Source organism: Lacinutrix cladophorae, from assembly GCF_053604645.1.
Window position 1 is genome coordinate 1 of sequence record NZ_JBSHNR010000087.1, and the last position, 24,416, is coordinate 24,416.

At 32.8% G+C, this 24,416-nt stretch carries 22 protein-coding genes, 1 tRNA gene and 1 pseudogene; 8 read left to right on the top strand and 16 right to left on the bottom strand.

All coding sequences use genetic code 11. From position 1 onward, the window contains the following. Nucleotides 1-692 (bottom strand): annotated as a pseudogene (locus ACVC3Y_RS04680) (hypothetical protein); the annotation flags it as partial. Between the two features lie 175 nt (nucleotides 693-867). Between ACVC3Y_RS04680 and ACVC3Y_RS04685 the strand changes: the two are divergent. Next, nucleotides 868-940, top strand: a tRNA-Gly gene (locus ACVC3Y_RS04685). Nucleotides 941-972: 32 nt separating this feature from the next. On the opposite strand, the gene pepE is transcribed toward ACVC3Y_RS04685, so the two are convergent. Further along, complete coding sequence (gene pepE, locus ACVC3Y_RS04690; RefSeq protein WP_452226252.1) at nucleotides 973-1,680, bottom strand: dipeptidase PepE; 708 nt, start codon at nucleotides 1,678-1,680, stop codon at nucleotides 973-975. 139 nt (nucleotides 1,681-1,819) lie between these two features. On the opposite strand from pepE, the gene ACVC3Y_RS04695 reads away from it, so the two are divergent. From ACVC3Y_RS04695 to ACVC3Y_RS04720, 6 genes are all read left to right on the top strand, one after another. Then, the gene (locus tag ACVC3Y_RS04695) at nucleotides 1,820-2,620 is read left to right on the top strand and encodes a carboxypeptidase-like regulatory domain-containing protein (RefSeq protein ID WP_452226253.1); all 801 of its coding nucleotides are present in this window, start codon (nucleotides 1,820-1,822) and stop codon (nucleotides 2,618-2,620) included. 40 nt (nucleotides 2,621-2,660) lie between these two features. Further along, nucleotides 2,661-3,389 carry a carboxypeptidase-like regulatory domain-containing protein gene (locus ACVC3Y_RS04700; protein ID WP_452226254.1) on the top strand — a complete coding sequence of 243 codons (729 nt, stop codon included), beginning with the start codon at nucleotides 2,661-2,663 and terminating at the stop codon, nucleotides 3,387-3,389. 94 nt (nucleotides 3,390-3,483) lie between these two features. Next, nucleotides 3,484-3,987, top strand: coding sequence for a DUF6702 family protein (locus ACVC3Y_RS04705; protein ID WP_303425305.1), 504 nt, complete (start codon nucleotides 3,484-3,486; stop codon nucleotides 3,985-3,987). A gap of 64 nt (nucleotides 3,988-4,051) precedes the next feature. Further along, nucleotides 4,052-6,358 (top strand): M1 family metallopeptidase, encoded by a 2,307-nt coding sequence (locus ACVC3Y_RS04710; protein ID WP_303425306.1) that lies wholly within the window; start codon nucleotides 4,052-4,054, stop codon nucleotides 6,356-6,358. Nucleotides 6,359-6,438: 80 nt separating this feature from the next. After that, nucleotides 6,439-6,726, top strand: coding sequence for a Sec-independent protein translocase subunit TatA/TatB (locus tag ACVC3Y_RS04715; RefSeq protein ID WP_303425308.1), 288 nt, complete (start codon nucleotides 6,439-6,441; stop codon nucleotides 6,724-6,726). A 252-nt stretch (nucleotides 6,727-6,978) separates the two neighbouring features. After that, the gene (locus ACVC3Y_RS04720) at nucleotides 6,979-8,493 is read left to right on the top strand and encodes a S8 family peptidase (RefSeq protein ID WP_452226255.1); all 1,515 of its coding nucleotides are present in this window, start codon (nucleotides 6,979-6,981) and stop codon (nucleotides 8,491-8,493) included. Between the two features lie 224 nt (nucleotides 8,494-8,717). Here the strand turns inward: ACVC3Y_RS04720 and ACVC3Y_RS04725 are convergent, their stop codons facing one another. From ACVC3Y_RS04725 to ACVC3Y_RS04775, 11 genes are all read right to left on the bottom strand, one after another. Beyond that, the gene (locus ACVC3Y_RS04725) at nucleotides 8,718-9,287 is read right to left on the bottom strand and encodes a hypothetical protein (RefSeq protein ID WP_452226256.1); all 570 of its coding nucleotides are present in this window, start codon (nucleotides 9,285-9,287) and stop codon (nucleotides 8,718-8,720) included. A 57-nt stretch (nucleotides 9,288-9,344) separates the two neighbouring features. After that, on the bottom strand, nucleotides 9,345-9,986 hold the full coding sequence (locus ACVC3Y_RS04730; RefSeq protein ID WP_303425315.1) for an O-methyltransferase: 642 nt from the start codon (nucleotides 9,984-9,986) through the stop codon (nucleotides 9,345-9,347). Between the two features lie 78 nt (nucleotides 9,987-10,064). Then, on the bottom strand, nucleotides 10,065-11,147 hold the full coding sequence (locus tag ACVC3Y_RS04735) for an amidohydrolase family protein (RefSeq protein ID WP_303425318.1): 1,083 nt from the start codon (nucleotides 11,145-11,147) through the stop codon (nucleotides 10,065-10,067). 42 nt (nucleotides 11,148-11,189) lie between these two features. Further along, complete coding sequence (locus ACVC3Y_RS04740; RefSeq protein ID WP_303425321.1) at nucleotides 11,190-11,726, bottom strand: 3-hydroxyanthranilate 3,4-dioxygenase; 537 nt, start codon at nucleotides 11,724-11,726, stop codon at nucleotides 11,190-11,192. A gap of 177 nt (nucleotides 11,727-11,903) precedes the next feature. Further along, nucleotides 11,904-12,686: an SDR family oxidoreductase gene (locus tag ACVC3Y_RS04745; protein WP_452226257.1), complete on the bottom strand. Its 783-nt coding sequence runs from the start codon at nucleotides 12,684-12,686 to the stop codon at nucleotides 11,904-11,906. 79 nt (nucleotides 12,687-12,765) lie between these two features. Beyond that, nucleotides 12,766-14,205, bottom strand: a complete 1,440-nt coding sequence (locus ACVC3Y_RS04750) for an aldehyde dehydrogenase (RefSeq protein WP_452226258.1) — start codon at nucleotides 14,203-14,205, stop codon at nucleotides 12,766-12,768. A gap of 37 nt (nucleotides 14,206-14,242) precedes the next feature. Next, on the bottom strand, nucleotides 14,243-16,558 hold the full coding sequence (gene bglX / locus ACVC3Y_RS04755) for a beta-glucosidase BglX (protein WP_452226259.1): 2,316 nt from the start codon (nucleotides 16,556-16,558) through the stop codon (nucleotides 14,243-14,245). 18 nt (nucleotides 16,559-16,576) lie between these two features. Further along, a complete protein-coding gene (locus ACVC3Y_RS04760; protein ID WP_452226260.1) occupies nucleotides 16,577-17,011 on the bottom strand; it encodes a RidA family protein in 435 nt (144 codons plus the stop codon). A gap of 309 nt (nucleotides 17,012-17,320) precedes the next feature. Then, nucleotides 17,321-18,718 (bottom strand): FAD-dependent oxidoreductase, encoded by a 1,398-nt coding sequence (locus tag ACVC3Y_RS04765; protein ID WP_452226261.1) that lies wholly within the window; start codon nucleotides 18,716-18,718, stop codon nucleotides 17,321-17,323. Then, nucleotides 18,711-19,982, bottom strand: coding sequence for a kynureninase (gene kynU, locus ACVC3Y_RS04770; protein ID WP_452226262.1), 1,272 nt, complete (start codon nucleotides 19,980-19,982; stop codon nucleotides 18,711-18,713). The genes ACVC3Y_RS04765 and kynU overlap by 8 nt, the downstream gene beginning before the upstream one ends. Before the next feature lie 198 nt (nucleotides 19,983-20,180). Beyond that, nucleotides 20,181-20,840, bottom strand: coding sequence for a hypothetical protein (locus tag ACVC3Y_RS04775; RefSeq protein ID WP_303425342.1), 660 nt, complete (start codon nucleotides 20,838-20,840; stop codon nucleotides 20,181-20,183). Nucleotides 20,841-20,914: 74 nt separating this feature from the next. Here ACVC3Y_RS04775 and ACVC3Y_RS04780 point away from each other — a divergent pair, with 74 nt between their 5' ends. After that, nucleotides 20,915-21,736 (top strand): class I SAM-dependent methyltransferase, encoded by an 822-nt coding sequence (locus ACVC3Y_RS04780; protein ID WP_452226263.1) that lies wholly within the window; start codon nucleotides 20,915-20,917, stop codon nucleotides 21,734-21,736. 20 nt (nucleotides 21,737-21,756) lie between these two features. Here the strand turns inward: ACVC3Y_RS04780 and msrA are convergent, their stop codons facing one another. The 3 genes from msrA to ACVC3Y_RS04795 form a co-directional block, all read right to left on the bottom strand. After that, nucleotides 21,757-22,422: a peptide-methionine (S)-S-oxide reductase MsrA gene (gene msrA / locus ACVC3Y_RS04785; RefSeq protein WP_452226264.1), complete on the bottom strand. Its 666-nt coding sequence runs from the start codon at nucleotides 22,420-22,422 to the stop codon at nucleotides 21,757-21,759. Nucleotides 22,423-22,530: 108 nt separating this feature from the next. Continuing rightward, on the bottom strand, nucleotides 22,531-23,310 hold the full coding sequence (locus ACVC3Y_RS04790; RefSeq protein WP_303425349.1) for a zinc ribbon domain-containing protein: 780 nt from the start codon (nucleotides 23,308-23,310) through the stop codon (nucleotides 22,531-22,533). A 3-nt stretch (nucleotides 23,311-23,313) separates the two neighbouring features. Further along, nucleotides 23,314-24,408, bottom strand: a complete 1,095-nt coding sequence (locus ACVC3Y_RS04795) for a Nif3-like dinuclear metal center hexameric protein (RefSeq protein ID WP_452226265.1) — start codon at nucleotides 24,406-24,408, stop codon at nucleotides 23,314-23,316. Between the last annotated feature and the right edge of the window lie 8 nt (nucleotides 24,409-24,416).

The following is a 24,416-nucleotide window of genomic DNA, read 5'->3' on the forward strand; positions in this document are numbered from 1 at the left end:
GTGTAGGTAAATGTTCCGTCGTTATTATCAACGATAGTAGTTAGTGCTTCTAAGTTTGCAACAATAGCTGCAAAGTTTAGGTTGGTAATAACACCATCTTCATCGGTATAGTCGATACTTGCTTCATCTGCATTAAGTGCAATAGTTGTTATAGTTTCAGCACTATTTGTATTTATAGTTGTAGTAGTACCATCTTCAGATGTGTAAGTAAAAGTGCCATCAGTATTATCTAAAAGTGTTGTTACGGTTTCTAAAGCTGAAACATCTATAGTTATAGGAGATCCATTTCCACTATCAAAAGTAAATGTTCCATCACCATTATCTATAAGAGCAGATTTAATAATAGTTGTGACAGTGCCTGTTTCGTTTGTATAACTAAAAGTACCATCATTATTATCTATTAAAGTCGTAACCGTTTCATTTGCCATGACATCAACACATAAACTAGACCATGCATTGCTGTTAAATTGAAACAAACAATCCTCATCCGTATTATAGATAATAGCTCCATTAAGAGGAGTTAAAGCATTCATTTCAGAATTTGATATCCTGGTAACTACTAAAACCTTTTCCGAGCTTTCTAATTCTAAAATAGAAGAACCATCTATTGTACTAGGGTTATTTCCAATTTTTACCTGAGAAAATAAACTTGAAGAAATTAGGAATACAAATACTATTAGGGCGTTTTTCATTTTTTTACTTTTAAATCGAGATACAAAAGTATTTGATAGGCACTTGTTTACAGTGTTTTACATATTGCAATAAGTGTTTATCGATGAAACGTTCAAAAAAACAGTTGAAATGCTTAATATTTTTAAAGAAAAAGCTTTGATTTATAATAATAATAATTATTTTTGCCATCCGAATGCGAGAGTAGCTCAGTTGGTAGAGCGTCAGCCTTCCAAGCTGAATGTCGCCAGTTCGAACCTGGTCTCTCGCTCAAAAGCCTTATCTTAATAGATGAGGCTTTTTTTATTTTAACTTACTAAGTTCTGTAAGTACCTTTACCTCATAAGGAGTTTGGTTGTGCTCAAAAATTCTTGCTTGGAGCTTCCCTTTAAGTGTTATAGTGCTATTATGAACTATTAACCAACTTCCTTCTCTTAAACCAATAACTGGTTGAGAATTATATGCATGAAATTCTTTAATTCTAGTTTGGCGTGTTTCTCCTTTATGTGTAGAATTTGGGTCTGGATCTAAGTAATGCGGATTTATATTAAAAGGTACCAAGCCTAAAGTTTTAAAACTTGGAGGTTTTACTATAGGCATATCGTTGGTAGTATGCATCGTTAGACCACAAATATTACTTCCTGCACTTGTTCCTAAGTATGGTTTTCCGTTTTCTACTTCTTCTTTAATTACTGTAAGTAGTTTGTTTTTGTATAGTTGATTAACTAAAACAAATGTATTTCCACCACCAACAAAAATTGCTTCTGCTTTTTTAATAGCTTCCGTAGGGTTTTTAAATGTATGAATACCAGTAACCTGTTTGTTTATTTTTAAGAAAGCTATCTTTGTTTTTTTTGTGTAGTCTTCATGCGAAATTCCACCAGGTCTTGCATAAGGAATAAATAAGATAGTAGATGCGTTTTTAAAAAAAAGGGACAATTCAGGTAATAGATATTCTAAATAATCGCTTCCATGTATGGTAGAAGTACTAGCTATAATTATGTTTTTCATATTTGTTTTCTGTAAAAAGGATAACAGGTTAATTAAACTTTAGTAAAAATAAAGAATTGTTTTTAACAAAAGTTTATATAGTCTTTTCATTTTCTTTAAGATTTGAAATACGTTCTTTAAGCTATTAAAAACTAACAACTTGAAAACTACATATTTTTTATCGCTAATGATAAGTTTAATTTGTGTCCAAATATCTTGGTCACAAAACATTGAAATTCAGGGTAAAATAGTTTCGGAAGCTTCTGATATAGAAAATATTACCATTTATAATAGTAACTCTAAAAAAGGGACAATTACAAACATAAACGGAGCATTTACTATAGAAGTGAAAATAAAGGATGTCTTAGAAATTTCTGCGCTTACATTAAAAAAAGTAACCGTAATTATTAACGAAGAAATAATTAAAAGTAGAGCTCTTACCATATTAGTAAATGAAGAAGTAAATACTTTAGATGAAGTTGTAATACTTACACATGATTTAACTGGCGAATTATTGGTAGATGTGGATAATGCAGAATATTTTAAACCAATTCCTATAGATGTCGGAACTATGGATAATTTGGAATTTGATGATATTAGAATGGATAAAGTAGATAATGTTATAATTAAAAAGGGAGAACTTTATAATGGCTTTAATCCTGTAGAAATGTTGAAACTATTTGGAGTTAAGTTTAAAAAGAAAAAGAAACTTAATTATCTGGAGCTTAAAGAAAGAGATGAAGAAACAAAACAAGTTTTGGATTTATCCGATATATATTCTCCAGGATTTATTCTTGAAAACTTTTATATACCTATAAGTGAAACCGAAGCTTTTTATGCTTTTGTTGAAGCAAGTCCATTAGATCATACATTGCTTAAAAAAGAGAATGAAGTAGTATTGTTAGAGTTTTTGCTTAAACAAAGTAAATTGTTTTTAAAAAGTAAAAATGGACAACATTAAGTTTATAATTACATTAATGGTTTGCTCGGTTTGTTTTCAAATGTCATGGTCGCAAACTATAGATTTACAAGGCAAGGTTACAAGTGTCGATGACATAGAAAATATACATATCATAAATAAAACCTCTCGTAAATTTACTATTACTAACAAAAAAGGAGAGTTTGTAATTCCTGCAAAACTAAACGATACTTTAATTGTTTCTTCAATTCAAAATAAATTAGAAACCATTCTTATAACTATGGATCATGTTTTGTCTAAAAAAATAGCAATATCCTTAGAGGAACATATCAATGAATTAGATGAAGTGATAGTAGGTAAATACCTGTCAGGAGATTTATTAAAGGATATGGCTTCCGTTGAAGGTAAACCAATAACTTCCTTAAGTCTTGGTATACCTAGTTATCAAGGGCCTTTAAAAACCCAAAATGAAAGAATACTATATGATGCAGATCATGGTGTTATGTATACTGGACTTTCTCTTAATGTTAATAAACTACTTAACACCATTTCTGGTAGAACAAAAAAGTTAAAAACCATAGTGAAGTTAGAAAAAAAGGAAGTGCTTATGTACAAAGTAAAAACTACTTTCTCTAAGGATTTATTTGAAGAAAACCCATTGCCACAAGATAAGGTTATGGATTATTTTTATTTTGTTAGTGATGCTCAAAATTTTACCGAGTTTTGCAATACCAAAAGCGATTTAGAAATATTAGTTTTTTTAAAAGAAAAATTAAAGAAATATAAAACAATAATGCATATTAAAGAATAAATAGTTGCTTTGGAATGCTTTTTGAAACCAAACTCACGAAAATATAATTACTTTTACATTTAATAAAAAAGTTCTGTTTTTAAGGAAAATATATATGAAGAATCTAAAAATCGCATTACTCCTTATTGTTATACCAATGCTAGCATTTTCAGCAATACATAAATACTATGTTAGTGTTACAAAAATTGAATACGTAAAAGAAAAAGAAGCAATACAAATAATATCTAGAGTTTTTATTGACGATTTTGAAAGGCTACTTCGCGAACGTTATGATGAAAATATTACACTAGATGTAGAAGACGAATTATCTACAATAAATATGTATATCGAAAGATATCTAAATGAAAAAATTCAGATACATATCAATCAGAAGCCTACAGCTTTTAATTTTTTAGGAAAAGAATACGAAGATGAAATTTTAATTTTTTATCTAGAAATCGAAGGTATTAAAGAGATACAAAGTTTTCAAATTACCAATACCGTATTGATGGATTTGTTTGAGGAACAAGAAAATATCATTCGCACCAATATTAATGGTAAAAATAAAAGTATTCTATTAAGAAACGGAAATGCTAAAGGGGTGTTAAACTTTAATTAAAAAAAGGTTAATATTTTTAAAATTTCAGTAATTTGGTCATGATTTTCTAACAAAATTTTATCCAATGAATAAATTAAAGTACGTATTCCTTTCCGCTTTATTCCTTTCGGTTGGTGCATTCGCCCAAGATGAAGAAGCAACAGAAAGAGAGCAAGGTCACACAAACAATAACAAATTTAAGCAACTCTACGATGAGTTCTCTACACCAAATATGTATAGAACCGCGTCTGGAGCTCCTGGATCTGCGTATTACCAGCAGCAGGCAGATTACAAAATGGATCTAGTATTAGACGATGTTAATGCTAAATTATCGGGTTATGAAACCATAACATACACCAACAATTCTCCAGACGTATTAAAATATCTTTGGGTACAGTTAGATCAAAACATGAGAGCTAAAGACTCTAAAACTCCTTTAATTAGTGATGATGCTTCACAACCAGCAGAAACACTAGGTGGTTTTGCAAATAAATATTTAACAGATCCTTTTGATGGTGGTTTTAATATTCAAGAAGTAAAAGATGCAAATGGTCGTGCTTTACAACACATGATTAATCGCACCATGATGCGTGTAGAATTACCAACACCATTAGCAACAGGGCAAAAATTTTCCTTCTCTATAAAATGGTGGTATAATATTAATGACCACGTAAATGGAAGAGGAAGATCTGGATACGAATATTTTCCAGACAGCGATAATAGAAACTATGTAATTGCACAATTTTACCCAAGAATGGCAGTATATAGCGATGTCGAAGGATGGCAAAATTCACAATTTTGGGGAAGAGACGAATTTGCACTTCCTTTCGGGAACTTTGAAGTAAATATTACCGTTCCTGCAGATCATATTCTAGATGGTACAGGAAAGTTAACCAATAGAAAAGAAGTTTTTTCTAAAGAAATGATGAAACGTTATGAGCAAGCAAAAAAGTCTTACGACGAGCCTGTTTTAATTGTAACTCAAGCGGAAGCAGAAGCTGCCGAAAAAATAAAATCTACCAAAACAAAAACATGGAAACTATACGCAGAAAACGTGCGTGACTTTGGTTTTGCAACTTCAAGAAAGTACATTTGGGATATGATGGCTGTTAAAATTGGGAACAAAGATGTAATGGCTGTTTCTCTATATCCAAAAGAAGGAAACCCACTTTGGGAAGATTGGTCTACTAAAGCAGTTGCAAGTACCTTAAAGTCGTATTCTCGTATGACTTTCGATTATCCGTACCATAAAGCAATATCTGTTCATGCTAAACAACAAGGTATGGAATACCCTATGATTTGCTGGAACTATGGTCGCCCAGATGCAGAAGGAAACTATAGCGATAGAACAAAATTTGGTATGATGTCTGTAATTATTCATGAAGTTGGTCATAACTTCTTTCCAATGATTGTAAATAGTGATGAAAGACAATGGACATGGATGGACGAAGGTTTAAATACTTTCGTACAATACGTAGCAGAACAAGATTTTGGTAAATGGTATCCAGCAGCACTTTCAGAAGGGCAAACAGCATACCCTTCACGTCGTGGTCCAGCCGCTAAAATTGTAAACTATATGGGAGGAGATCAAGATTTTATTGCTCCAATCATGACTAAAGGATTAAATACATATCAATTTGGTAATAATGCTTATGGTAAGCCAGGAACCGCTCTTAATATTCTAAGAGAAACAGTAATGGGGCCAGAATTATTTGATTACGCATTTAGAGAATATTCAAGACGTTGGATGTTTAAACACCCAACACCAGAAGATTTCTTTAGAACTATGGAAGATGCATCAGCATTCGATTTAGATTGGTACTGGAGAGGATGGTTCTACACAACAGATTACGTAGATATAGGAGTTAAAGATGTGAAAAAATACTACGTATCTAACGAACCAAATGCCGAAATTAAGAAAATCGCAGAGCAAAGAGGAATGAAGTTAAGTGATTTACCTCCTTTAGTATTCTTTGTAGAAGAAGGAAGTGAAGATTTTAATGAAAACTTAAAAGGAAAATCTGCTCTAGAAAATTCTCCAACGTTAAATGAGTATGTAATGGATAATTTTACTCCTGCAGAAAGAGCAAATATTAAAGAACCAAAATTCTTTTATAAAGTAACCTTCGAAAAACCAGGAGGATTGGTAATGCCTATAATTGCAGAGTATACATATGCCGATGGTACTACAAAAACAATTACATATCCAGCGCAAATTTGGAGATTAAATGATAAAGAAGTTAGCAAAGCTATCGCTTCAGAAAAAGAAATTGTATCTATAAAAGTAGATCCAAATTTAGAAACTGCAGATGTAGATACTTCTAATAATGCTTGGCCAAAAGAAATTAGTCAAAGTAAATTCGACAAATTTAAAAACAAGGTAAAAAACTAGTTTTAAAATATTTTTAAAAAAGCCGACTTTTAACAGTCGGCTTTTTTTATTTCTAATAAACAACTCACTATATTTGTACTGTGATACTAAAAACAACATCTTTATTTATAAGTAGCCCAGAAATAGTACTAATTCTATTTGTGGTGATTATGGTATTTGGAGCAGACAAAATACCAGAAATAGCTCGTGGCTTAGGTAAAGGTATGCGTACTCTTAAAGATGCAACTAACGACATTAAGCACGAAATAACAAAAAGTGCAGAAAGTCATGGTATAGATTCCAGTATCACTAAAGATGTAGACGAAGAACTAAAAAAAGTAAAAGACGAACTAGAAGATTTTACAGGTTCTGTTAAAAGAAAAATGTAAATACTTTATTAGGGCGTTACCACAAGGGTCGCGTTATCCATTATATCTTTTTTTGCCATATATGGCAGCAAAAAAAGGATGTCATTTCTACCGCTAACGCAATACAATTATAACCACAAAAATTTTACTACAATAGAGCTGCAATGTTAATTCAGTATTAATAAAGTGTTTTGTTTGTTAATTTGTTATTTTTAGCGATACTTTTTTAAGAAAAATTTATATATTTAGGTGCTAACCATAAAATATATAAAAATGAAAAAACCATTACTTAAGCTATCCATCCTATTGGTAGCTTTTACTTTTTTTAATGCTTGTCAAAACGAAGATTATCTTAAAGAACAACAAGAAAATACAGTTGTAGAGGAACAACAGGAACTCTTAACAGTTTCAGAAATAAACGCTCTAATAGACGAAAGTTTAACAGCAACAGGTACTTTCGATTGGAAAGACGTAGATGCGCATACACTCTGGAGTGCAGTAGTTAGAGGAAATAATGTTTTAACCATTGGCTACGGACAAGAAGGGGAAAGTTTTGCAGAGATAAAAACAGATCGTTTAAAATCTACTTTAGCTAATATAATTCAAATTGTAGAAGCTAACGAAGGATATTCTAAAAGCAAAGAAACTCTTGTCGAACATGATATTATTAATGTAATCGATGTAAAGGTAGAAAATTTGGAAACCATAAAGGATTTACTAGCAAGTGAAGGAGTTCGATATTTAGAACCAAATGGATATAACCAATACGAAACCATAAATACTTCACGTTCCAGTTCTGGGTGCGATAAAGATGGAGCTTCAATTAATGCGGCACATTATTCTACAATAAGCCCTAATAATGCACAAGTTTCTTGGCACTTCGATCAACATAATATTCAACAAGCATGGAATTACAGTACAGGATCTGGAATTACCATTGGTTTGATTGATACTGGTGTTTCCGCTTCACAACCACTATTAAATTCCTCTGGTATTAACGATGGGTATTCTAACGGGCGTTTTGTACAAAAATATGGTACGTTTATAGACTCTAATTGGTGGTGGTCAAGTAATTATGATGGGCCACATGATAAATGTGGACACGGTACTGCAATGGCTTCTACCATGGCAGCACCTCGTAATGATAACGGAATGCCAGTTGGTGTAGCTTACAATGCAAATTTAGTCGCTTACAGAGCTACAGAAGATGTATTGTTAAACGATTATCATGAACGTAAAGGTGTATCTGCCGCACTAACACAACTAGGAAATAGAAATGATGTGAAAATAATATCTATGTCTATTGGTTATTTGTGGTCAATAGGTAATATTAAAGATGCAGTTAAATATGCAAATAGTAAAGGAAAATTAATTTTTGCAGCTGGAGGTACATCTACTAGTTTTACAAATGGATATGGTGTTATTTTTCCAGCTACTATGAGTGAAACTGTTGCCGTAACTGGTGTAGATGACGGTCCAAATTATGACAGATGTGAAGTTTGTCATAGTGGTAGTAAAATTGATTTTACTATTATCATGGAAGGTAATAATAATACAAGTAAAGCTCCTCCAGTTTTAGGGTTTTACAATGGAGATAGACGTTACACTGGTGGATCATCTGTTGCAACAGCAACTACAGCAGGTATAGCAGCTTTGGTTTGGGCAAAACACCCAACATGGTCTAAAACACAAGTGTTAAACAAGTTAAAACAATCTGCAGAGTTTTATCCTAATAAGAACAGTAGTTTCGGGTATGGCAATATAGATGCTTTGCAAGCAGTACAATAAATTTAACTATTTTAAATTATAAAAAAGTCCTCTTGTTTTAGAGGACTTTTTTTATGTTATCTATTAGTCATGGATCTCAATAATGCTGTTTAAATTACTAAAATTGAACGATTTATGTCGTGTAAAATTTTGTCATTAACTGCATTTTATTGTATTTGAAGATCCAAACCACCAAAAAATTGCCGAGAGTGTTTTGCAGTAATTTTATTGTGTTTGTATGTCGTTTAATAAATTGCTTTAGTTTTATACAGTTCTATTGCTTGTAAAAATTTTATTCCTCCAGATTCTGTTTGGTCATATATAAAACCGTTTAGTTCTGGATGATTTTTATCAATCCAAGTTAAAAGGCGGTTTTTATTCCTTCCCCAAGTTGCTTCGTTAAAATTTACATATTCTGTTTCTACACGAATTATTTTAGTGTTGTTTATTTCAATAATTTCATTTGTAATAAATGGTTCTTCATGAAGAAAAGAGATTCTTTTATCCATCTTTGAAATCTTTGCTTTTACAAGACCGTTTTTTTGCTCAATTGCAAGTATTTTATAACTAGGTTCAAAAACAGAATCCCATTTTAAAAACTCTATATAATCGCTTTTTGAATATGCTTTTTTATGTTCCCCTTCAATGGTGGTTAAACTATCTGGAAACCAATTAGATATATTAGAGTAGTGTGAATCATCAAGCACTTTAAAATATTGTTTTGCAATTTCAATATTGTCAATTTGCTTTTTCGAGTTTTTACAGGATACAAATCCGATTATTAAAAACAATAATAGTATTATAGTTTTGTTCATGGATTCTTAATGGTTTTTATTTTTTATTCCTGGTTTTAAAATGATTTAATTTCAATATTATCGTTTTCTACTAATGGTTAATCCATCGCGAATAGGTAGTAATACCGTTTCAATTCTCTCGTCATTTTTTAAAAGCGTATTAAATTCTAAAACTGCTTTAGTAGAAATGTCTTTGTCATTTAAAGGTTCAATAACCTTTCCATGCCAAAGCACATTATCAGAAAGTATAATGCCGCCAGGATTTAGCTTGTTAATAATTAAATGAAAGTAATTAACGTAGTTAGGCTTGTCTGCATCAATAAAAACCAAGTCGTAGGTTTTGTTTAAGGTAGGAAGAATATCGATAGCACTTCCTAAATGTTGATGTATTTGTTTTCCGTAACCAGATTTATTAAAATATTTACGCTGAAAATCTTCTAACTCTTCATTAATATCAATAGTGTCAATTTCACCTTCTTGATGTAACCCTTCGGCTAAACAAAGTGTTGCATAACCAGTAAAAGTCCCAAGTTCTAAAATAGATTTTGGCCTAATTAACTTAGAAATCATACTTAGTACACGACCTTGGTAAGGGCCAGAAAGCATAATAGGTTGTAGTATTTTTTGATAGGTTTCTCTAGTAAGTTGTTGCAATAATTTAGGCTCATCTTGGCTATGTGCCACAACGTAGTCATCTAGTTTTTCAGGTAAAAAGTACATTAGTTTTTCTGGTCGAGCGCAGTCGAGACCTTTTTTATAATAATAAATCTCTCGACTGCGCTCGAGGAGACCTTGTTGTTATCCTAATATTCGTTTTATTAGCTTGTCTTTAGCAGTTTGGTCATTTCCACATAACCATTGGATTACGTTGTCTTCCCAAATAGCATCACGCTCTGTTTCTGTAATAATCTTTCTGTCTATAGCTAAGTCTAAAATTTTTCCAGGATAAGAGCTTTGCTTTTCACTTTCCATTTCCCCTAGTGGGTAAGGATCATCTAGCCCCATTAAAACCTGTTTAGAACCTTGGTTCTTTAATAATAAATCCAAACCACCAGTGTCATGAACTAAAGTGTCGAAAAAGATATTTTTATGTCCAACCGCTTTTCTTGGATGACTTTTACCTTCAAATAAGTCGGGTCTACCATCAAAACCTTGAATTCGTCTACCTAAGTTTATTTGTGCTAATTGTCCACCATGCGCAAAACAAGTTCGCATATTAGGATACTTGTCTTGGTAGCCATTCAAGGTTAAAAAGTGGTAAGCATCAGCACACTGTGCAAGCATCCAAATTAAATGAAAGCGCCAAGAAGTGTTTTCTAATTTTATAAATTTTTCACCATCATAAGGATGAATTTCTACAGCTAAATTATATTTATTAGCCAACTCAAAAATAGGCTCGTTTTCTTCGTCAAAAATGCAACGCCATGTGCCAATAGTGTCCATGTAATGCGTTGGTAAACAGAGTAATTGTAATCCTAGTTCTTCTACACAACGTTCAATTTCCCAGCAAGCACCACGAACAAATCCGGGATGTACGACAAAGCCACATGTAAATTTACTAGGGTTTTCGCGTTGTACTTTGGCATTAAAATCGTTTTGAAATTTTAAGGCTTGCTTCATTTCTTCTACTCGCAAACCATTACCGTACAATTGCGATAAGTTTAAAACTACGGCATGATCAATTTTAAAACGTTCCATCCAAGCAAGTTTCTCATCTAAAAAGAAACTGGAGTCTGTAATAGGTCTGTTCCAATCTTTTTGAAGCATGAATTTTCGATCTTTATCTACCCAAAAAATTTCTTTGTCTTGCATAAACTGAGGGATTTCTTCAGGGTATGGAAGTAAATGGGAGTGACCGTTAATTCTAAGTTTACGTTTCATAATTAGGTCCTGAGAGGTCAGGAATCTTTAAAAGGTTGGTTTTTATTTGTCTAATTTTACTTTTGCTGGCGGTTGCATGATTTCCCCACAATTAGGGCAAGTGCGTTTATTTGTATCTCCATAATATTTATCAAATATTTTTGGCATATCTGTTTCAATATTTTTCACGGTAAAATCCTCTTCGTATAATTTGGTAGTACAGTTTTCGCAAAACCAAAGTAAGGCATCTTGTACACCTTTATCTCTTGGGTATTCAATTACTAAACCAACCGTATTTGCACCACGTTGTGGCGAATGCGGGACTTTTGGAGGTAGTAAAAATATTTCACCTTCTTTAATATGTATATCTTTAGGTGTGCCTTTATCGATAACTTTTAAAATAATATCGCCTTCAATTTGATGAAAAAACTCCGGAGTTTCATTATAGTGATAATCCTTTCTGTTATTTGGTCCACCAACAACCATTACGATAAAATCGCCATCTTTCCACACCACTTTATTACCAACAGGTGGTTTTAAAAGGTGTCTGTTTTCTTCAATCCAAGCTTTAAAATTTATAGGTGGAAATAATTTACTCATGGTTTTTTGTTTTGGGCGTTACTTTTGCGCATAGCTGCCAGGTTTTTAAAACCTTGCAGGATCACAAAAGTCAGGCTTTACGGCAGTCGCTCTCTGCGAGGAGCTTCAACAATGCCTCAATCCTTAACGCAGATTCATCAATGCAATAAAATTAGCAATAAAAAATGAAATAAAGAATTATAAAGACTTCGTTCTTCCTCCATCTACAGGAAGGTTAATTCCGTTAATATAACTAGCGCATTCACTAGCTAAAAAAGTAATTGCAGCTGCTAATTCTTCTGGTTTTGCAAAACGTTTTGCAGGTACGGCACTTTTCATAGCATTAGCAGATTCTTCTTCCGTGTTTCCTGTTTTAACCGATTTGTTTTTAATAATCTCTGCCAATCGATCGGTTCCTGTAGCTCCAGGTAATACGTTATTTACTGTAATACCAAATTGACCAAGCTCGTTAGCTAAGGTTTTACTCCAATTAGCAACCGCACCACGAATAGTGTTGCTAACACCTAAACCATCAAGAGGTTGTTTAACTGAAGTGGAAATTACATTTATAATTCTTCCAAACCCTTCACTTTTCATAAACGGAACAACTGCTTGCGCTAATACATGGTTACATTTTAAATGCTGTGTAAATGCACTTTCAAATTCTTCAATTTCAGCAGAAAAAACAGGTCCTCCTTTTGGACCTCCAGTATTATTTACTAATACGTGAAAACCATGATTTTGATTTATGTAGACTCCTACTTTTTCTTTTAATTCCTTCGGGTTCGAAAAATCGGCAACAATATAATCGTGATTTCTATGCTGTGGTAATTGGGCTAATGTTGCTTTTAACTTGTCTTCATTTCTAGCAATAAGCGTTACTTGCACACCTTCTTCTGCTAAAGCAATTGCTGTAGCTTTTCCTATTCCTGCTGTGCTTCCGCAAACTAATGCGTATTTGTTGTTAAGTTGTAAATTCATATTTATCATTCCTGTGAATGCAGGAATCTTTTTAAAGTTAATCTTGTTTCAATTTATAAGATTCCCACTTTTATGGGAATTAGTATTTTATACAAACATTCTTTGCTTCCGTAAAAAAACGTAAAGCTTCAAATCCGCCTTCGCGTCCAACTCCAGAGGCTTTCATACCTCCAAAGGGTGTGCGTAAATCGCGTAACATCCAAGTGTTTATCCATACTATTCCAGTTTGTAATTGGTTACTCATTCGCATGGTTCGTTTTAAATTATTGGTCCATAAAGTAGCAGACAAACCATACTTTACTTTATTTGCCATTTGAAGGACTTCATCTTCTGTAAGAAAAGGCATAATAGTAACTACAGGTCCAAATATTTCTTCCTGATTCACTCTGCATTCATCTGTTGGTACTTCTATGATTGTTGGTTCTAAATAGTAACCGTTTTCAAAATCTTTAATGGTTACTTCATTTCCGCCACAAAGAATTGTTCCGTTTTCGGTTTTTGCTATTTCAATGAATTCTTTTACTTTTTTTAAATGAGATTTAGAGACCAATGCACCAATATTTGTGGATGCTTCCGCGGGATGACCAACTTTTAAAGCTTTAATTCTTTCGACAAAGTCGACTTTAAATTTCTCATAAATAGAAGCTTCTACAAAAATACGACTTCCACATAAACAAATTTGCCCTTGATTAGCAAAGGATGAACGAACTGTAGTGTCTAGCATATCTTCATAATCGCAATCTGCAAAAATAATATTGGGGTTTTTTCCGCCTAATTCTAACGATAGTTTTTTAAACATTGGTGCAGCCACTTTTGCTATATGTGCACCTGTTGCTGTTCCACCTGTAAAGCTAATGGCTTTTATATCTTCATGTTCAATTATTGCTTGTCCTGTGGTTGTACCTAAGCCATGAACAATATTTAAAACACCTTTTGGTAGTCCAGCTTCATTACAAATTTCACCTAATAAATAGGCCGTCATTGGTGTTACTTCACTTGGTTTGGCAACCACGCAGTTTCCTGCGGCAATTGCTGGAGCTATTTTCCATGTAAAAAGATAGAGGGGAAGATTCCAAGGAGAAATACAACCAACCACACCAATTGGTTGACGTAATGTATAGTTTACAGCTTGTAGACCTACGCTTTCGTGGCTTTCACTAGCAAATTGGGTTATCGCATTGCCAAAAAAACGAAAATTACTTGCTGCTCTTGGTATATCGACTGCTTTTGCTAGACTTATTGGTTTTCCATTGTCTTTGCTTTCTGCTGCTGCAAAACGATCTAAATTGGCTTCTAGTAGTTCCGAAATTTTAATTAATATTCTACTGCGCTCTTCTATACTTATTTGTGACCAGCTAGGAAAAGCAGATTTTGCAGCGATATAAGCGTTTTCTACATCTTCATTGGATGAGTTAGGTATTTGACCATAAACCTCTCCATTAGATGGGTTATAATTATCTAGCCAGTTATCTTGAATTGGATTGTGGAAATTTCCGTTTATGTAGTTTTTAATGGTCATTGTTTTTTAAGGATTTAAAAATTCTAATACACCGTTATTAATTAATTAGCTCTATTTCTTTTTCCATTGTATCTATAGCGCTTCCCCCAATAAAAACTTTGAAATTACCCGGCTCTGTGATAAATTCTCCATGATTATTATAAAACCCTAATAATTCTTTATTTAAAAGAAAATGTACTGTTTTTGTTTCTCCTTTTTTAATTTCAATTAATTCAAAACCTTTTAATTCTTTTACTGGTCTTGTAATGCTTCCAACTAAATCTCTTATGTATAGTTGAACAACTTCTTTTCCATCGTATTCCCCAGTATTTGTTATTTCTACAGATATTTTTATGGTGTCATTCATTTTAAATGTAGTGCCATTTATCTTGAAGTTACTATATTTAAAATTGGTATAACTTAATCCATATCCAAAAGGAAATAATGGGGTGTTTTTAGAATCACTATAATGTGACCAAAAGACATTCCCTTCTCCATTTAAGGGTCTGCCAGTGTTTTTGTAATTGTAATAAATAGGAACTTGACCAACATTTCGTGGAAAACTCATCGTTAGTTTTCCGCTAGGGTTATAATCTCCATACAATACCTGCGCTATTGCATTTCCAGATTGTGACCCTAATTGCCATGCTTCTACAATAGAAGGGATGTTTTTTGCAGCCCATTCTATAGCTAAAGGTCTTCCGTTATTTAGTACCAAAACAATGTTTTTATTTACTTTAAAAACTTCTTCTAATAAATCTTGTTGTAATCCAGGTAAGCCCAATTCTGTTCGACTTCTTCCTTCACCACTTTGAAAACCATGTTCCCCTAAAACCATTATAACAACATCCGATTTTTTAGCTAGGTTTAAAGCACTTGGGAATTCTGATTTATCTGAATAATTAATTGTTACTTCGTTAACAAAGTTTGTTTCTCCTATGCTTACATCTACTCCTTTTTGGTAAGTAAGTGAGTTTCCTGTGTATTTTTGTAGACCTTCTAAAACAGATACCGCAGTATGGTCATCTGAAGAAGTACGCCAACTTCCTAACGGGCTATTTTTATCGGAAGCTAAGGCTCCAATAAGTGCAATTTTTTGTCCTTCTTTTTTTAGAGGAAGTAGCTTGTTTTCATTTTTTAAAAGAACAATTGATTTTTTTGCAATATCTAAAACAGCTTCTTGATGTTTTGGATGATACAATGTGTTTTTTTCATTTTTAATGTCGCAATATCTGTATGGGTCGTCAAATAGTCCAAGTTCAAATTTCACTCTTAAAATACGTTTAACAGCTTGGTTTACTATAGTCTCTTTAACCTCTCCGTTTTTTACTAGTTTTGCTAGTTCATTGACATAAACATATCCCTCCATATCCATATCAGAGCCCGCATTTGCAGCTATTTTAGCAGCTTGTTTGTCGTCTTTAGCGTGTCCCCAATTAATAAGTTCTTTAATAGAAGCCCAATCGGAAACTACAAATCCTTGAAAATCCCATTTGTTTTTTAAAACATCTCTTTGTAAATAAGAGTTGGCAGTTACAGGAACGCCATTAAGTTCATTAAATCCATTCATAAATGTTTTTACGTCGGCATCTACGGCAGCTTTAAAAGGAGGTAAAATGATGTTGTGTAGTGTTGATGTACCAATATCTACTGTGTTATATTCTTTACCAGCTTCAATAAATCCATAGGCTGCAAAATGTTTAGCACAAGCAGCAATAGTGTTTGGTGCTTTTAAATCCTCACCTTGAAAGCCTTTAACTCTTGCAGTTGCAATTTTACTAGCTAAAAAAGGGTCTTCTCCAGCGCCTTCCATAACTCGTCCCCATCTGGAGTCTCTTGTTATATCTACCATTGGAGCAAAAGTCCAGTTTATACCAGCAGAGGAAGCTTCTGTTGCAGCGACTCTTGCGGCTTTTTGAATAGCTACTAAATCCCAACTGGATGCTTCTGCAAGTGGAATTGGACTGAGTGTTTTGTAACCATGAATTACATCAAAACCAAATAACAAAGGGATTCCTAAACGAGTATCTTCTACAGCTATTTTTTGAAGGGCTTTAATTTGCTCGGCACCTTTTACATTCAGCATTGCTCCAATTAATCCTTGTTTTAAATGGTCGTATTTGTTTTCTGGAGTTCCATTTTTTGGTGCAGGACCAGTAGCATCCCAAAACCCATTATATTGATTCATTTGACCTACTTTTTCTTCAATAGTCATAATGTTTAATAATGAATCTATTTTATTTTCAATTGTCAATTTATTAGCTGTTAATGTGGTTGTTGAAATTTTATTATGTGAAGTAACTTTCTTTTTACAACTCCCTATAACAGTTAGAAGTAAAGTCAAAATAAAAATATTTTTAAATGAAAGTTTCATGTATAGTTATTTTAAAATCTATTTCGTTTTATAAGCCATAACTTTAATTTCTACTACCAAATCTGGATGGGGTAATTGGTGTACAGCAACTGTAGTTCTTGTTGGTCCTGTTTCTTTGTTAAAAAACTCTGCGTAGGCTTTGTTGTAATCTGCAAAGTCATTCATGTTTACTAAAAACGAAGTGACATCTACTACGTCTTTTAAACATGCTCCAACTTTTTTTAAGTTAGTATCTATGTTTTTTAAAACTTCTTGTGTTTGTGAATAGGCATTTAATTTTTTTGTTCCCATCTCGTCTATAATGTCAACCCCAGCAATACTATTGTCTGCTCTACGAGAACTGGTTCCGGAAACGAAAATGAAATCGCCTACTTGTTTTACATGAGGATACGCTCCTCTTGGTGTTACCTTTGTTCCTACGGAAGCAGGAATCTCATTTTTTTTATTACTCATTTTTTCTTTTTTTACTTATGTTCATTTTGCCTTGATACAAAACGAACCAAAAAATCACGATCAAGCCAAGGAATTTTCAGTTTTGCAAACAGAAACCGATTTGAAAACTCTGCGTCGTCCAGCCTAAAAAGTCTGCACTCCTGTTTTGGAGCTTTTCTTCATCTATTCTTAGTCTTGGTGTTTCAATTCTTACGAATTGATTTGGGGCTTTCACTTTTAATATAATCTTGTTTGTTCCAAGTTGTTTTCATTTTTGCTCACTGCTCACTGCTCACTGCTCACTGCTCACTGCTCACTGCTCACTGCTCACTATTTTAATCCAGCAATTTTATCGTCTTCCAAAATAGCTTCTGTTTCTTCTTGTACTTTTTTAAAGATACTATTTAAATCTTCGTTTGTTTTGATTTTTTTATCTGCTATTAGATTTAATATTGCTTTGTCTTGTGCTCTTCCTTTGGTCATTGCTTCATGATATGGAATGTCTTCGTTAAAAGTCACCATAGAATATTTTGAAAAATAATTGTTAGGAAACTCCTTTTCTAAAGCCATTTCAATAGCGCGTTTTTCTTTGAATATTGGATTTGCAACGTGATCTCGCATTTCGTAATAATTATCGATAGCTAAATCTGCAATGGCATCCGTATCTGCTTTTCTAGTTTTTTCGTAGACTTTAAAAATGGTTTCCCAATCTCCTTCATGTTTGTCTATAATAGCATCAAATACGGTTATATCTTCAAAAGATGCATTCATTCCTTGTCCGTAAAAAGGTACAATAGCATGTGCGGCATCTCCAAGAATTACATTCTTGTTTTTGTAATGCCAAGGGGAACATTTTACGGTTCCTAAGGCTCCTGTTGGATTGTTAAAAAACTCATCTGCAATATTTGGTATTAATGCTAAAGCATCAGGAAATTGTGTTGCAAAGAATTCTTTTATTGCTTTTTCAGTAGTTAGATTGTTGAAGTTGAATTTACCTTCTTCATAACTTAAAAAGAGGGTTACTGTAAAGCTACCGTCTAAATTTGGAAGCGCAATTAGCATGTAGTCTCCTCTTGGCCAAATGTGTAAATAATCTTTACTAATAAGATGCTTTCCTTCCGCGGAAGCGGGAATTTCTAACTCTTTATAACCATGTGTTAAATAGTTTTGTGAATAGCTGAAAAGAAATTTACGCTCTAAATAATAACTTTTTCTAAGTGAGGAACCGGCTCCATCTGTGCCAAAAACGACATCTCCTTTAGCGGTGAATTCTTCTTTAGTTTGGTAATCGTAAAAAGTAGCAGTATTATTTTCAATGTCTACTCCAGTACATTTTTTATTGAAATGTATGGTTAGGTTATCGTATAAATCGGCTTCGGTTAAAAGCAAACCGTTTAAATCTCCTCTAGAAATAGAGTTGATATATTCGTTATCTCTTCCAGAATAATTAGATGGAAAGGTGTTTCCTTCAGTATCATGAACCAATCTTCCATACATTGGAATGCAAAGCGGTTTTACTTTGTCTTCCACTCCAGCAAGACGCATGGCTTTTATACCTCTATCGGATAATGCTAAATTTATAGAACGACCAGCAGAAATATCTGTGGTGCGTAAATCTGGTCTGCTTTCGTAAACGTTTACAGTGTAACCGCGTTGTGCCAAACGTAAGGCTAGAAGTGAGCCACAAAGTCCTGCTCCTATGATTAGTATGTTGTCTTTTTTACTCATTTAAAATATCTTTTAACTTTTCCACCATTCTATACACATCTTTAAAGGTATTATATAATGGTACTGGAGCACAACGTATAACATCTGGTTCTCTCCAATCTGTAATAATGTGTGCTTCGGTTAATTTTTTATGTAAGCTTTTATCTGCTTTTTTTACTTGAATAGATAATTGACAACCACGTTCTTTAGGGTTCGATGGTGTGATTATTTTTATTTTGTCGTTTTTTAATTCGTTAATTAAAAACTCGAAATACCCTGTTAGTTTTTCCGATTTTTCTCGAAGCGCATCCATACCAACTTCATTAAACATATCTAAAGAAGCTTTAATGGCAGCCATAGATAATATTGGTGGGTTACTAAGTTGCCAACCTTCTGCTCCAGGAATTACATCTAGTGGTTGACGCATATTAAATCGAGTGGATTTATTGTGGCTCCACCAACCTGCAAAACGTTTTAAATCTTTATTGTGTGCATGCTTTTCGTGTACAAAAAGGCCGCCTAAACTTCCTGGTCCAGCATTTAAATATTTGTAAGTACACCAAGCAGCAAAGTCTACTCCAGAATTATGCAAATCTGGTTTAATGTTTCCTACACCATGCGCTAAATCGATACCAACCATGCAGTTTTTCGCATGGCCTAAATCGGCTATTTTTTTTAAATCTAAATATTGCCCTGTGTAATAATTTACACCTCCAATGAGTAATAATGCAATTTCGTTTCCATGTTCTTCAAGAATGGTTTCAAGATCTTCAATGTTTAGAAGCTCTTCACCATCTCTTGGTTTCCATTCTATTACACCTTCTTTCGCATCAAAACCATGAAACTCTAATTGTGTTTGCACGGCATACCTGTCACTAGGAAAGGCATCACTTTCGATTACAATCTTGTACTTGGTTTTTGTTGGTTGATAAAAGCTCACCATTAACAAGTGTAAGTTGGTTGTTAAGGTGTTCATTATAACAACTTCAATTGGTTTTGCACCAACAATTTTTGCCATAGATTCGGTTAAAAACTCATGATATGGCATCCAGGGATTTTTGGCTTCAAAATGTCCTTCTACTCCAAAATTCGCCCAATCTTTTAACTCTTGATTAATATAGTCTTTTGTGGCTTTTGGTTGCAATCCTAGAGAGTTTCCTGTAAAGTATAACCAATCGTTTCCATCTTTGTCTTTTGGAATATGAAATTGCTCTCTGTATTTCGAAATTGTATCGTTTTGGTCTTGTTGTCTTGCGTAATCTAGACCTTGTTTGTAGTTGGACAATGTGAGTAGTTTTTCGGTTTCCAACAAAAATAAGAATTATTAATTTAGAAAAGAAGTTAGAAATAAAGAACAAAAAAAACGCCTTGCACAATTTGTTACAAGGCGTTTTTCAATTTATATAGACGCAATAAATATTGCGGAGGGTATATTATATACGTGCGAAAAGTTTGTTTTAGATGTTTTAGGTTAAAATTAATTTCATTCTATTTCAATATTAGTGAAATTAAGATTCCATTTGCCTTCTTTTTTTAAATGCTCTGTAGCTATTTTTAAGCCGTTAAAATCTTTAGTATTTTGAAAAGAAGTAATTAGAGAAGGAGCTTTACTGTTTCCTTTTCTGAAAATCCATTCTTGAATAATAAAAGCATCATCATAAAATATATCGTAAGCATCTCCAGGTGTATAGCCACCTTCGTTAGAATATGTAAGTGTAATTTTATTTAAAAGTGTTTCGCTAATTGGTGCTTTTTCTTTTGTAGCTTCTGAAAAAGTTGTACCGCTATCCCAAACTAATTGAAAAGGAATAAGTAGCCAAAATTTATCATTAATAAAACTTTGGTCTGCTTTAAGTGATATGCTATCTAGCGTTTTTCTGTTGTAATTAATTGTATCTTGATTACTAATTAAAGTAATAGCATTGGTTTTAGGTTTCCAAGTCCAAGATCTTTCAAAGTGGGAACTATCTTTATCTACATTAAAAGTGAAAGCTATTTTTGAAACTTTATTCCAATTTTCAAATCCGTGTGCATTAGCAATTTTTTCAGCTATAGAGAATTCTTTTTCTATAGTTTTTTTTTCTTCCTTGTTACATGAAGTGAAGATGGTTAGTGTTAATAACCATAGAATTGTGTTTTTCATATTTTCTAATTTTGATCAAAGATATATAAGATTTATATAGAAGTTATATATTAGACTATTCAAAAAATAGAATTATGGATACGAATCAGGATTATTTTACAGCAAATAAGGCGACATGGAATGATAAGGTGCAAGTACATGCGAAAAGTGATATGTATGCTTTAGAGGCTTTTAAAAACGGAAAAAACTCATTAATGCCTTATGAGTTAGAAGCGCTTGGTGATGTTTCTGGTAAGTCACTTTTACATTTACAATGTCATTTTGGGCAAGATACTTTAAGTTGGAGTAGGTTAGGAGCAAAATGTGTTGGTGTAGATTTAAGTGATGCAGGAATTGCTTTGGCACAAAGTTTAAATGCGGAGTTAAAGTTAGATGCTGCATTTGTTTGTTGTAATGTTTTAGAGACTTCAGCACACGTAAAAGAAACTTTTGATATTGTTTTTACAAGTTATGGCGTGATTGGTTGGTTACCAGATTTAAAGCCTTGGGGGAAAATGATTGCCGAAAAATTAAAACCAGGAGGAACTTTTTTTATGGCAGAATTTCATCCAATTGTTTGGATGTTTGATTACTTAGAAGAGCAACCTATTATGAAGTATGGGTATATGCAAGACGAAGTAATTTATGAAGAATATGAAGGTACTTATGCTGATCAAGATTCTAAAATGATTACTAAAGAGTATGGTTGGAATCACGGTTTAAGTGAAGTAATAAATGCTTTAACCGAAGCTGGATTGCATATTGAATACTTAAAAGAATACGATGAAGCGCCTTATAATGTGTTGCCAAATTTAGAAGTAACAAAATCTGGCATGTTTGTTACAAAAGATAAATTATACCCATTGATATTTACCTTAAAAGCGACAAAAAAAATAAAAGACCTGTCTTCTTTTTAATTTTAACAGGTCTCCTATAATTAATGTTTTTCTTTTAATACTTCTGGCATTTTTGCTTGAAACTTTCTCAATCTTGGTATAGAAACATTTTGTATATAACCATGATCTGGGTGTAATCTCTCAAAATTTTGATGATAATCTTCAGCAATCCAAAATTTTTGAAAGGGATAAACTTCTGCAGCAATAAGCTTTCCTAATTTTTTTGCTAGAGCTTCTTTTTTATTTAATATAACTTGTTTTTGAGCTTCGTTTTGATAAAAAATAATAGAGCGATATTGTGAGCCTTTATCTGGTCCTTGACCATTTATTTGTGTAGGATTTTGTGAAGCAAAATATACATCTACTAGCGTGTCAAAACTAACAGTTTCTGGATTGTAAATAATTTCTACTGCTTCGGCATGTCCTGTCCTGCCAGTGTTACTCGCTTCGTAGGTTGGGTTTTTAGTATGTCCGCCAGCATAACCTGATATGGATTCTTTAACACCCTTCACGCTTTCATAAACTGCTTCAACACACCAAAAGCAACCACTTGCAAAGTATGCTTTTGCGTTTCCGTTTTGCAAAGCAACTTCAATCGGTTCTGCGTTTATTATGGCTTGCTGTTGTTCTTTAACTTGCGCTATGTTTTTGCAACTAAATAAAGTAATTAGTATGAAGGATAATAAAAAATGTTTGTATAATTTCATAAAGCGTAAATTTTACTATTAAGTCGTAAGCAAGTTCTATTCCTTAAAAAAAAGAATAAAAAAAGCCTTTACAAAAGTAAAGGCTTTAAAATATAATTTGAAAATGGATTATAGTTTTGCAAACATTTTTTCCATTTTTTCTTTTTGTTCTTCTGCTAAAGCAGCATCGACTAAGATACGACCAGAGTGTTCATCGGTAATAATTTTTTTGCGACTAGCAATTTCTACTTGTACTTGAGGTGGAATGGTAAAGTAAGAACCTCCAGCAGCACCTCTTTCAATTGGTACAACAGCCAAACCGTTTTTAACATTTACTCTAATTCTAGAGTACGCAGCAACTAAACGATCTTCAATAGATTCTTTATAGTCATCCGATTTTTTAATAAGTGCTTTTTCTTCTTTTTCTGTTTCCGCTAAAATGGCATTTAATTCACCTTGTTTGTGTTTTAAATGTGTTTGACGAGCTTTTAAACGGTCTTTCGTTTCAGAAATAACAACTTTCTTTTGATCAATTTGTGCTTTAAACTCTTTAATGTGTTTATCAGCTAATTGTATCTCTAATTCTTGAAATTCAACTTCTTTTGTTAAGGAGTTAAATTCTCTGTTATTTCTAACATTTTTTTGTTGCTCAGCATATTTTTTAATTAAAGATTTTGCTTCTTCAATTAAATTCTTTTTAGAGCCAATGTCATTATTGATAGATTCTAAGCTTAATTCAAGCTTTTCTAACCTTGTCTTTAAACCAGTAACCTCATCTTCTAAATCGCGAACTTCTAACGGAAGTTCTCCACGTACATTTCTAATTTCGTCAATACGAGAATCTATAAGTTGTAAATCATACAACGCTCTTAAACGATCTTCTACAGTTACTTCTTTCTTTTTTGCCATACTTTAAAAATATTGAACAGGATTGGTGTTTGTCTTTGATAAAACGACTGCAAAATTAGTAATTTTTTTTGTAAGATGTGCTACTAAACCGTTTTTTGTGTACTGTTCGCTTTCATAATGTCCAATATCGGCTAAAACAATACGGTTTTCGGCAGCAAAAAAGTCATGATATTTTAAATCGGAAGTCACTAAAACATCTGCACCTGAGTCTTTTGCGGCTGAAATGGCGAAACTTCCAGAGCCACCTAAAACAGCTACTTTTTTTATGGGTTTATCAATTAAATTAGAATGTCTAATACAGGAAGCTTGCATTTTTGTTTTTAAATACTTTAAAAAATCGGCTTCAGACATCGCATTTTCTAGTTCGCCAAGCATTCCCATTCCAATATGTTGGTTATTATTTTCAAGTATTACAATTTCATAAGCTACTTCTTCATATGGATGTGTTTTAAAAAGAGCATTTAAAACTTGTGCTTGTATGTGTTTTGCAAAAGTTACAGAAATTTGAATTTCTGCTTCTTGATGTATTTCTCCTTTTTTGCCAATTGTAGGGTTTGCATCTTCATTCCCTTTGTAAGTGCCAATACCTTCTGTGTTAAAGCTGCAATTACTGTAGTTGCCAATATTTCCTGCACCAGCTTTAAATAAAGCTTGACGCACATTTTCGGCTTGTTCTTTAGGCACAAAGGTGGTTAGTTTGTTTATGGTTTTTTTTTGCGGGATTAAAACACTTCTGTTGTTTAGTTGCAATTGATTGCAAATCATGTCATTAACGCCTTTCCGGGCATTGTCTAAGGCTGTATGCATAGAGAAAATAGCGATGTCATTTTTTATTGCTTTAATAACTACACGTTCTACATAGGATTTGCCTGTAATTTTTTTTAGACCTTTAAAAATTATTGGATGAAAGCTTACTATTAAATTACAGTTGTTTTGTATTGCCTCGTCTACAACTTCCTCTAAAGTATCTAGTGTTACTAAAATTCCGGTTAGTTTTTCGTTTTTGTTGCCAACGAGTAGACCTACATTATCAAAATCTTCAGCGTAAGCTAAAGGAGAAAACTCTTCTAAATGATGTATAACATCCTGTATAGTCATAAAAATAA

Excerpts from the sequence above, each read along its gene's own strand:
- pepE (WP_452226252.1), bottom strand. The coding sequence starts at position 1,680 with ATGAAAAACATAATTATAGCTAGTACTTCTACCATACATGGAAGCGAT.
- ACVC3Y_RS04700 (WP_452226254.1), top strand. The coding sequence starts at position 2,661 with ATGTCATGGTCGCAAACTATAGATTTACAAGGCAAGGTTACAAGTGTC.
- ACVC3Y_RS04705 (WP_303425305.1), top strand. The coding sequence starts at position 3,484 with ATGAAGAATCTAAAAATCGCATTACTCCTTATTGTTATACCAATGCTA.
- ACVC3Y_RS04710 (WP_303425306.1), top strand. The coding sequence starts at position 4,052 with ATGAATAAATTAAAGTACGTATTCCTTTCCGCTTTATTCCTTTCGGTT.
- ACVC3Y_RS04720 (WP_452226255.1), top strand. The coding sequence starts at position 6,979 with ATGAAAAAACCATTACTTAAGCTATCCATCCTATTGGTAGCTTTTACT.
- ACVC3Y_RS04725 (WP_452226256.1), bottom strand. The coding sequence starts at position 9,287 with ATGAACAAAACTATAATACTATTATTGTTTTTAATAATCGGATTTGTA.
- ACVC3Y_RS04730 (WP_303425315.1), bottom strand. The coding sequence starts at position 9,986 with ATGTACTTTTTACCTGAAAAACTAGATGACTACGTTGTGGCACATAGC.
- ACVC3Y_RS04735 (WP_303425318.1), bottom strand. The coding sequence starts at position 11,147 with ATGAAACGTAAACTTAGAATTAACGGTCACTCCCATTTACTTCCATAC.
- ACVC3Y_RS04740 (WP_303425321.1), bottom strand. The coding sequence starts at position 11,726 with ATGAGTAAATTATTTCCACCTATAAATTTTAAAGCTTGGATTGAAGAA.
- ACVC3Y_RS04745 (WP_452226257.1), bottom strand. The coding sequence starts at position 12,686 with ATGAATTTACAACTTAACAACAAATACGCATTAGTTTGCGGAAGCACA.
- ACVC3Y_RS04750 (WP_452226258.1), bottom strand. The coding sequence starts at position 14,205 with ATGACCATTAAAAACTACATAAACGGAAATTTCCACAATCCAATTCAA.
- bglX (WP_452226259.1), bottom strand. The coding sequence starts at position 16,558 with ATGAAACTTTCATTTAAAAATATTTTTATTTTGACTTTACTTCTAACT.
- ACVC3Y_RS04760 (WP_452226260.1), bottom strand. The coding sequence starts at position 17,011 with ATGAGTAATAAAAAAAATGAGATTCCTGCTTCCGTAGGAACAAAGGTA.
- ACVC3Y_RS04765 (WP_452226261.1), bottom strand. The coding sequence starts at position 18,718 with ATGAGTAAAAAAGACAACATACTAATCATAGGAGCAGGACTTTGTGGC.
- ACVC3Y_RS04775 (WP_303425342.1), bottom strand. The coding sequence starts at position 20,840 with ATGAAAAACACAATTCTATGGTTATTAACACTAACCATCTTCACTTCA.
- ACVC3Y_RS04780 (WP_452226263.1), top strand. The coding sequence starts at position 20,915 with ATGGATACGAATCAGGATTATTTTACAGCAAATAAGGCGACATGGAAT.
- msrA (WP_452226264.1), bottom strand. The coding sequence starts at position 22,422 with ATGAAATTATACAAACATTTTTTATTATCCTTCATACTAATTACTTTA.
- ACVC3Y_RS04790 (WP_303425349.1), bottom strand. The coding sequence starts at position 23,310 with ATGGCAAAAAAGAAAGAAGTAACTGTAGAAGATCGTTTAAGAGCGTTG.
- ACVC3Y_RS04795 (WP_452226265.1), bottom strand. The coding sequence starts at position 24,408 with ATGACTATACAGGATGTTATACATCATTTAGAAGAGTTTTCTCCTTTA.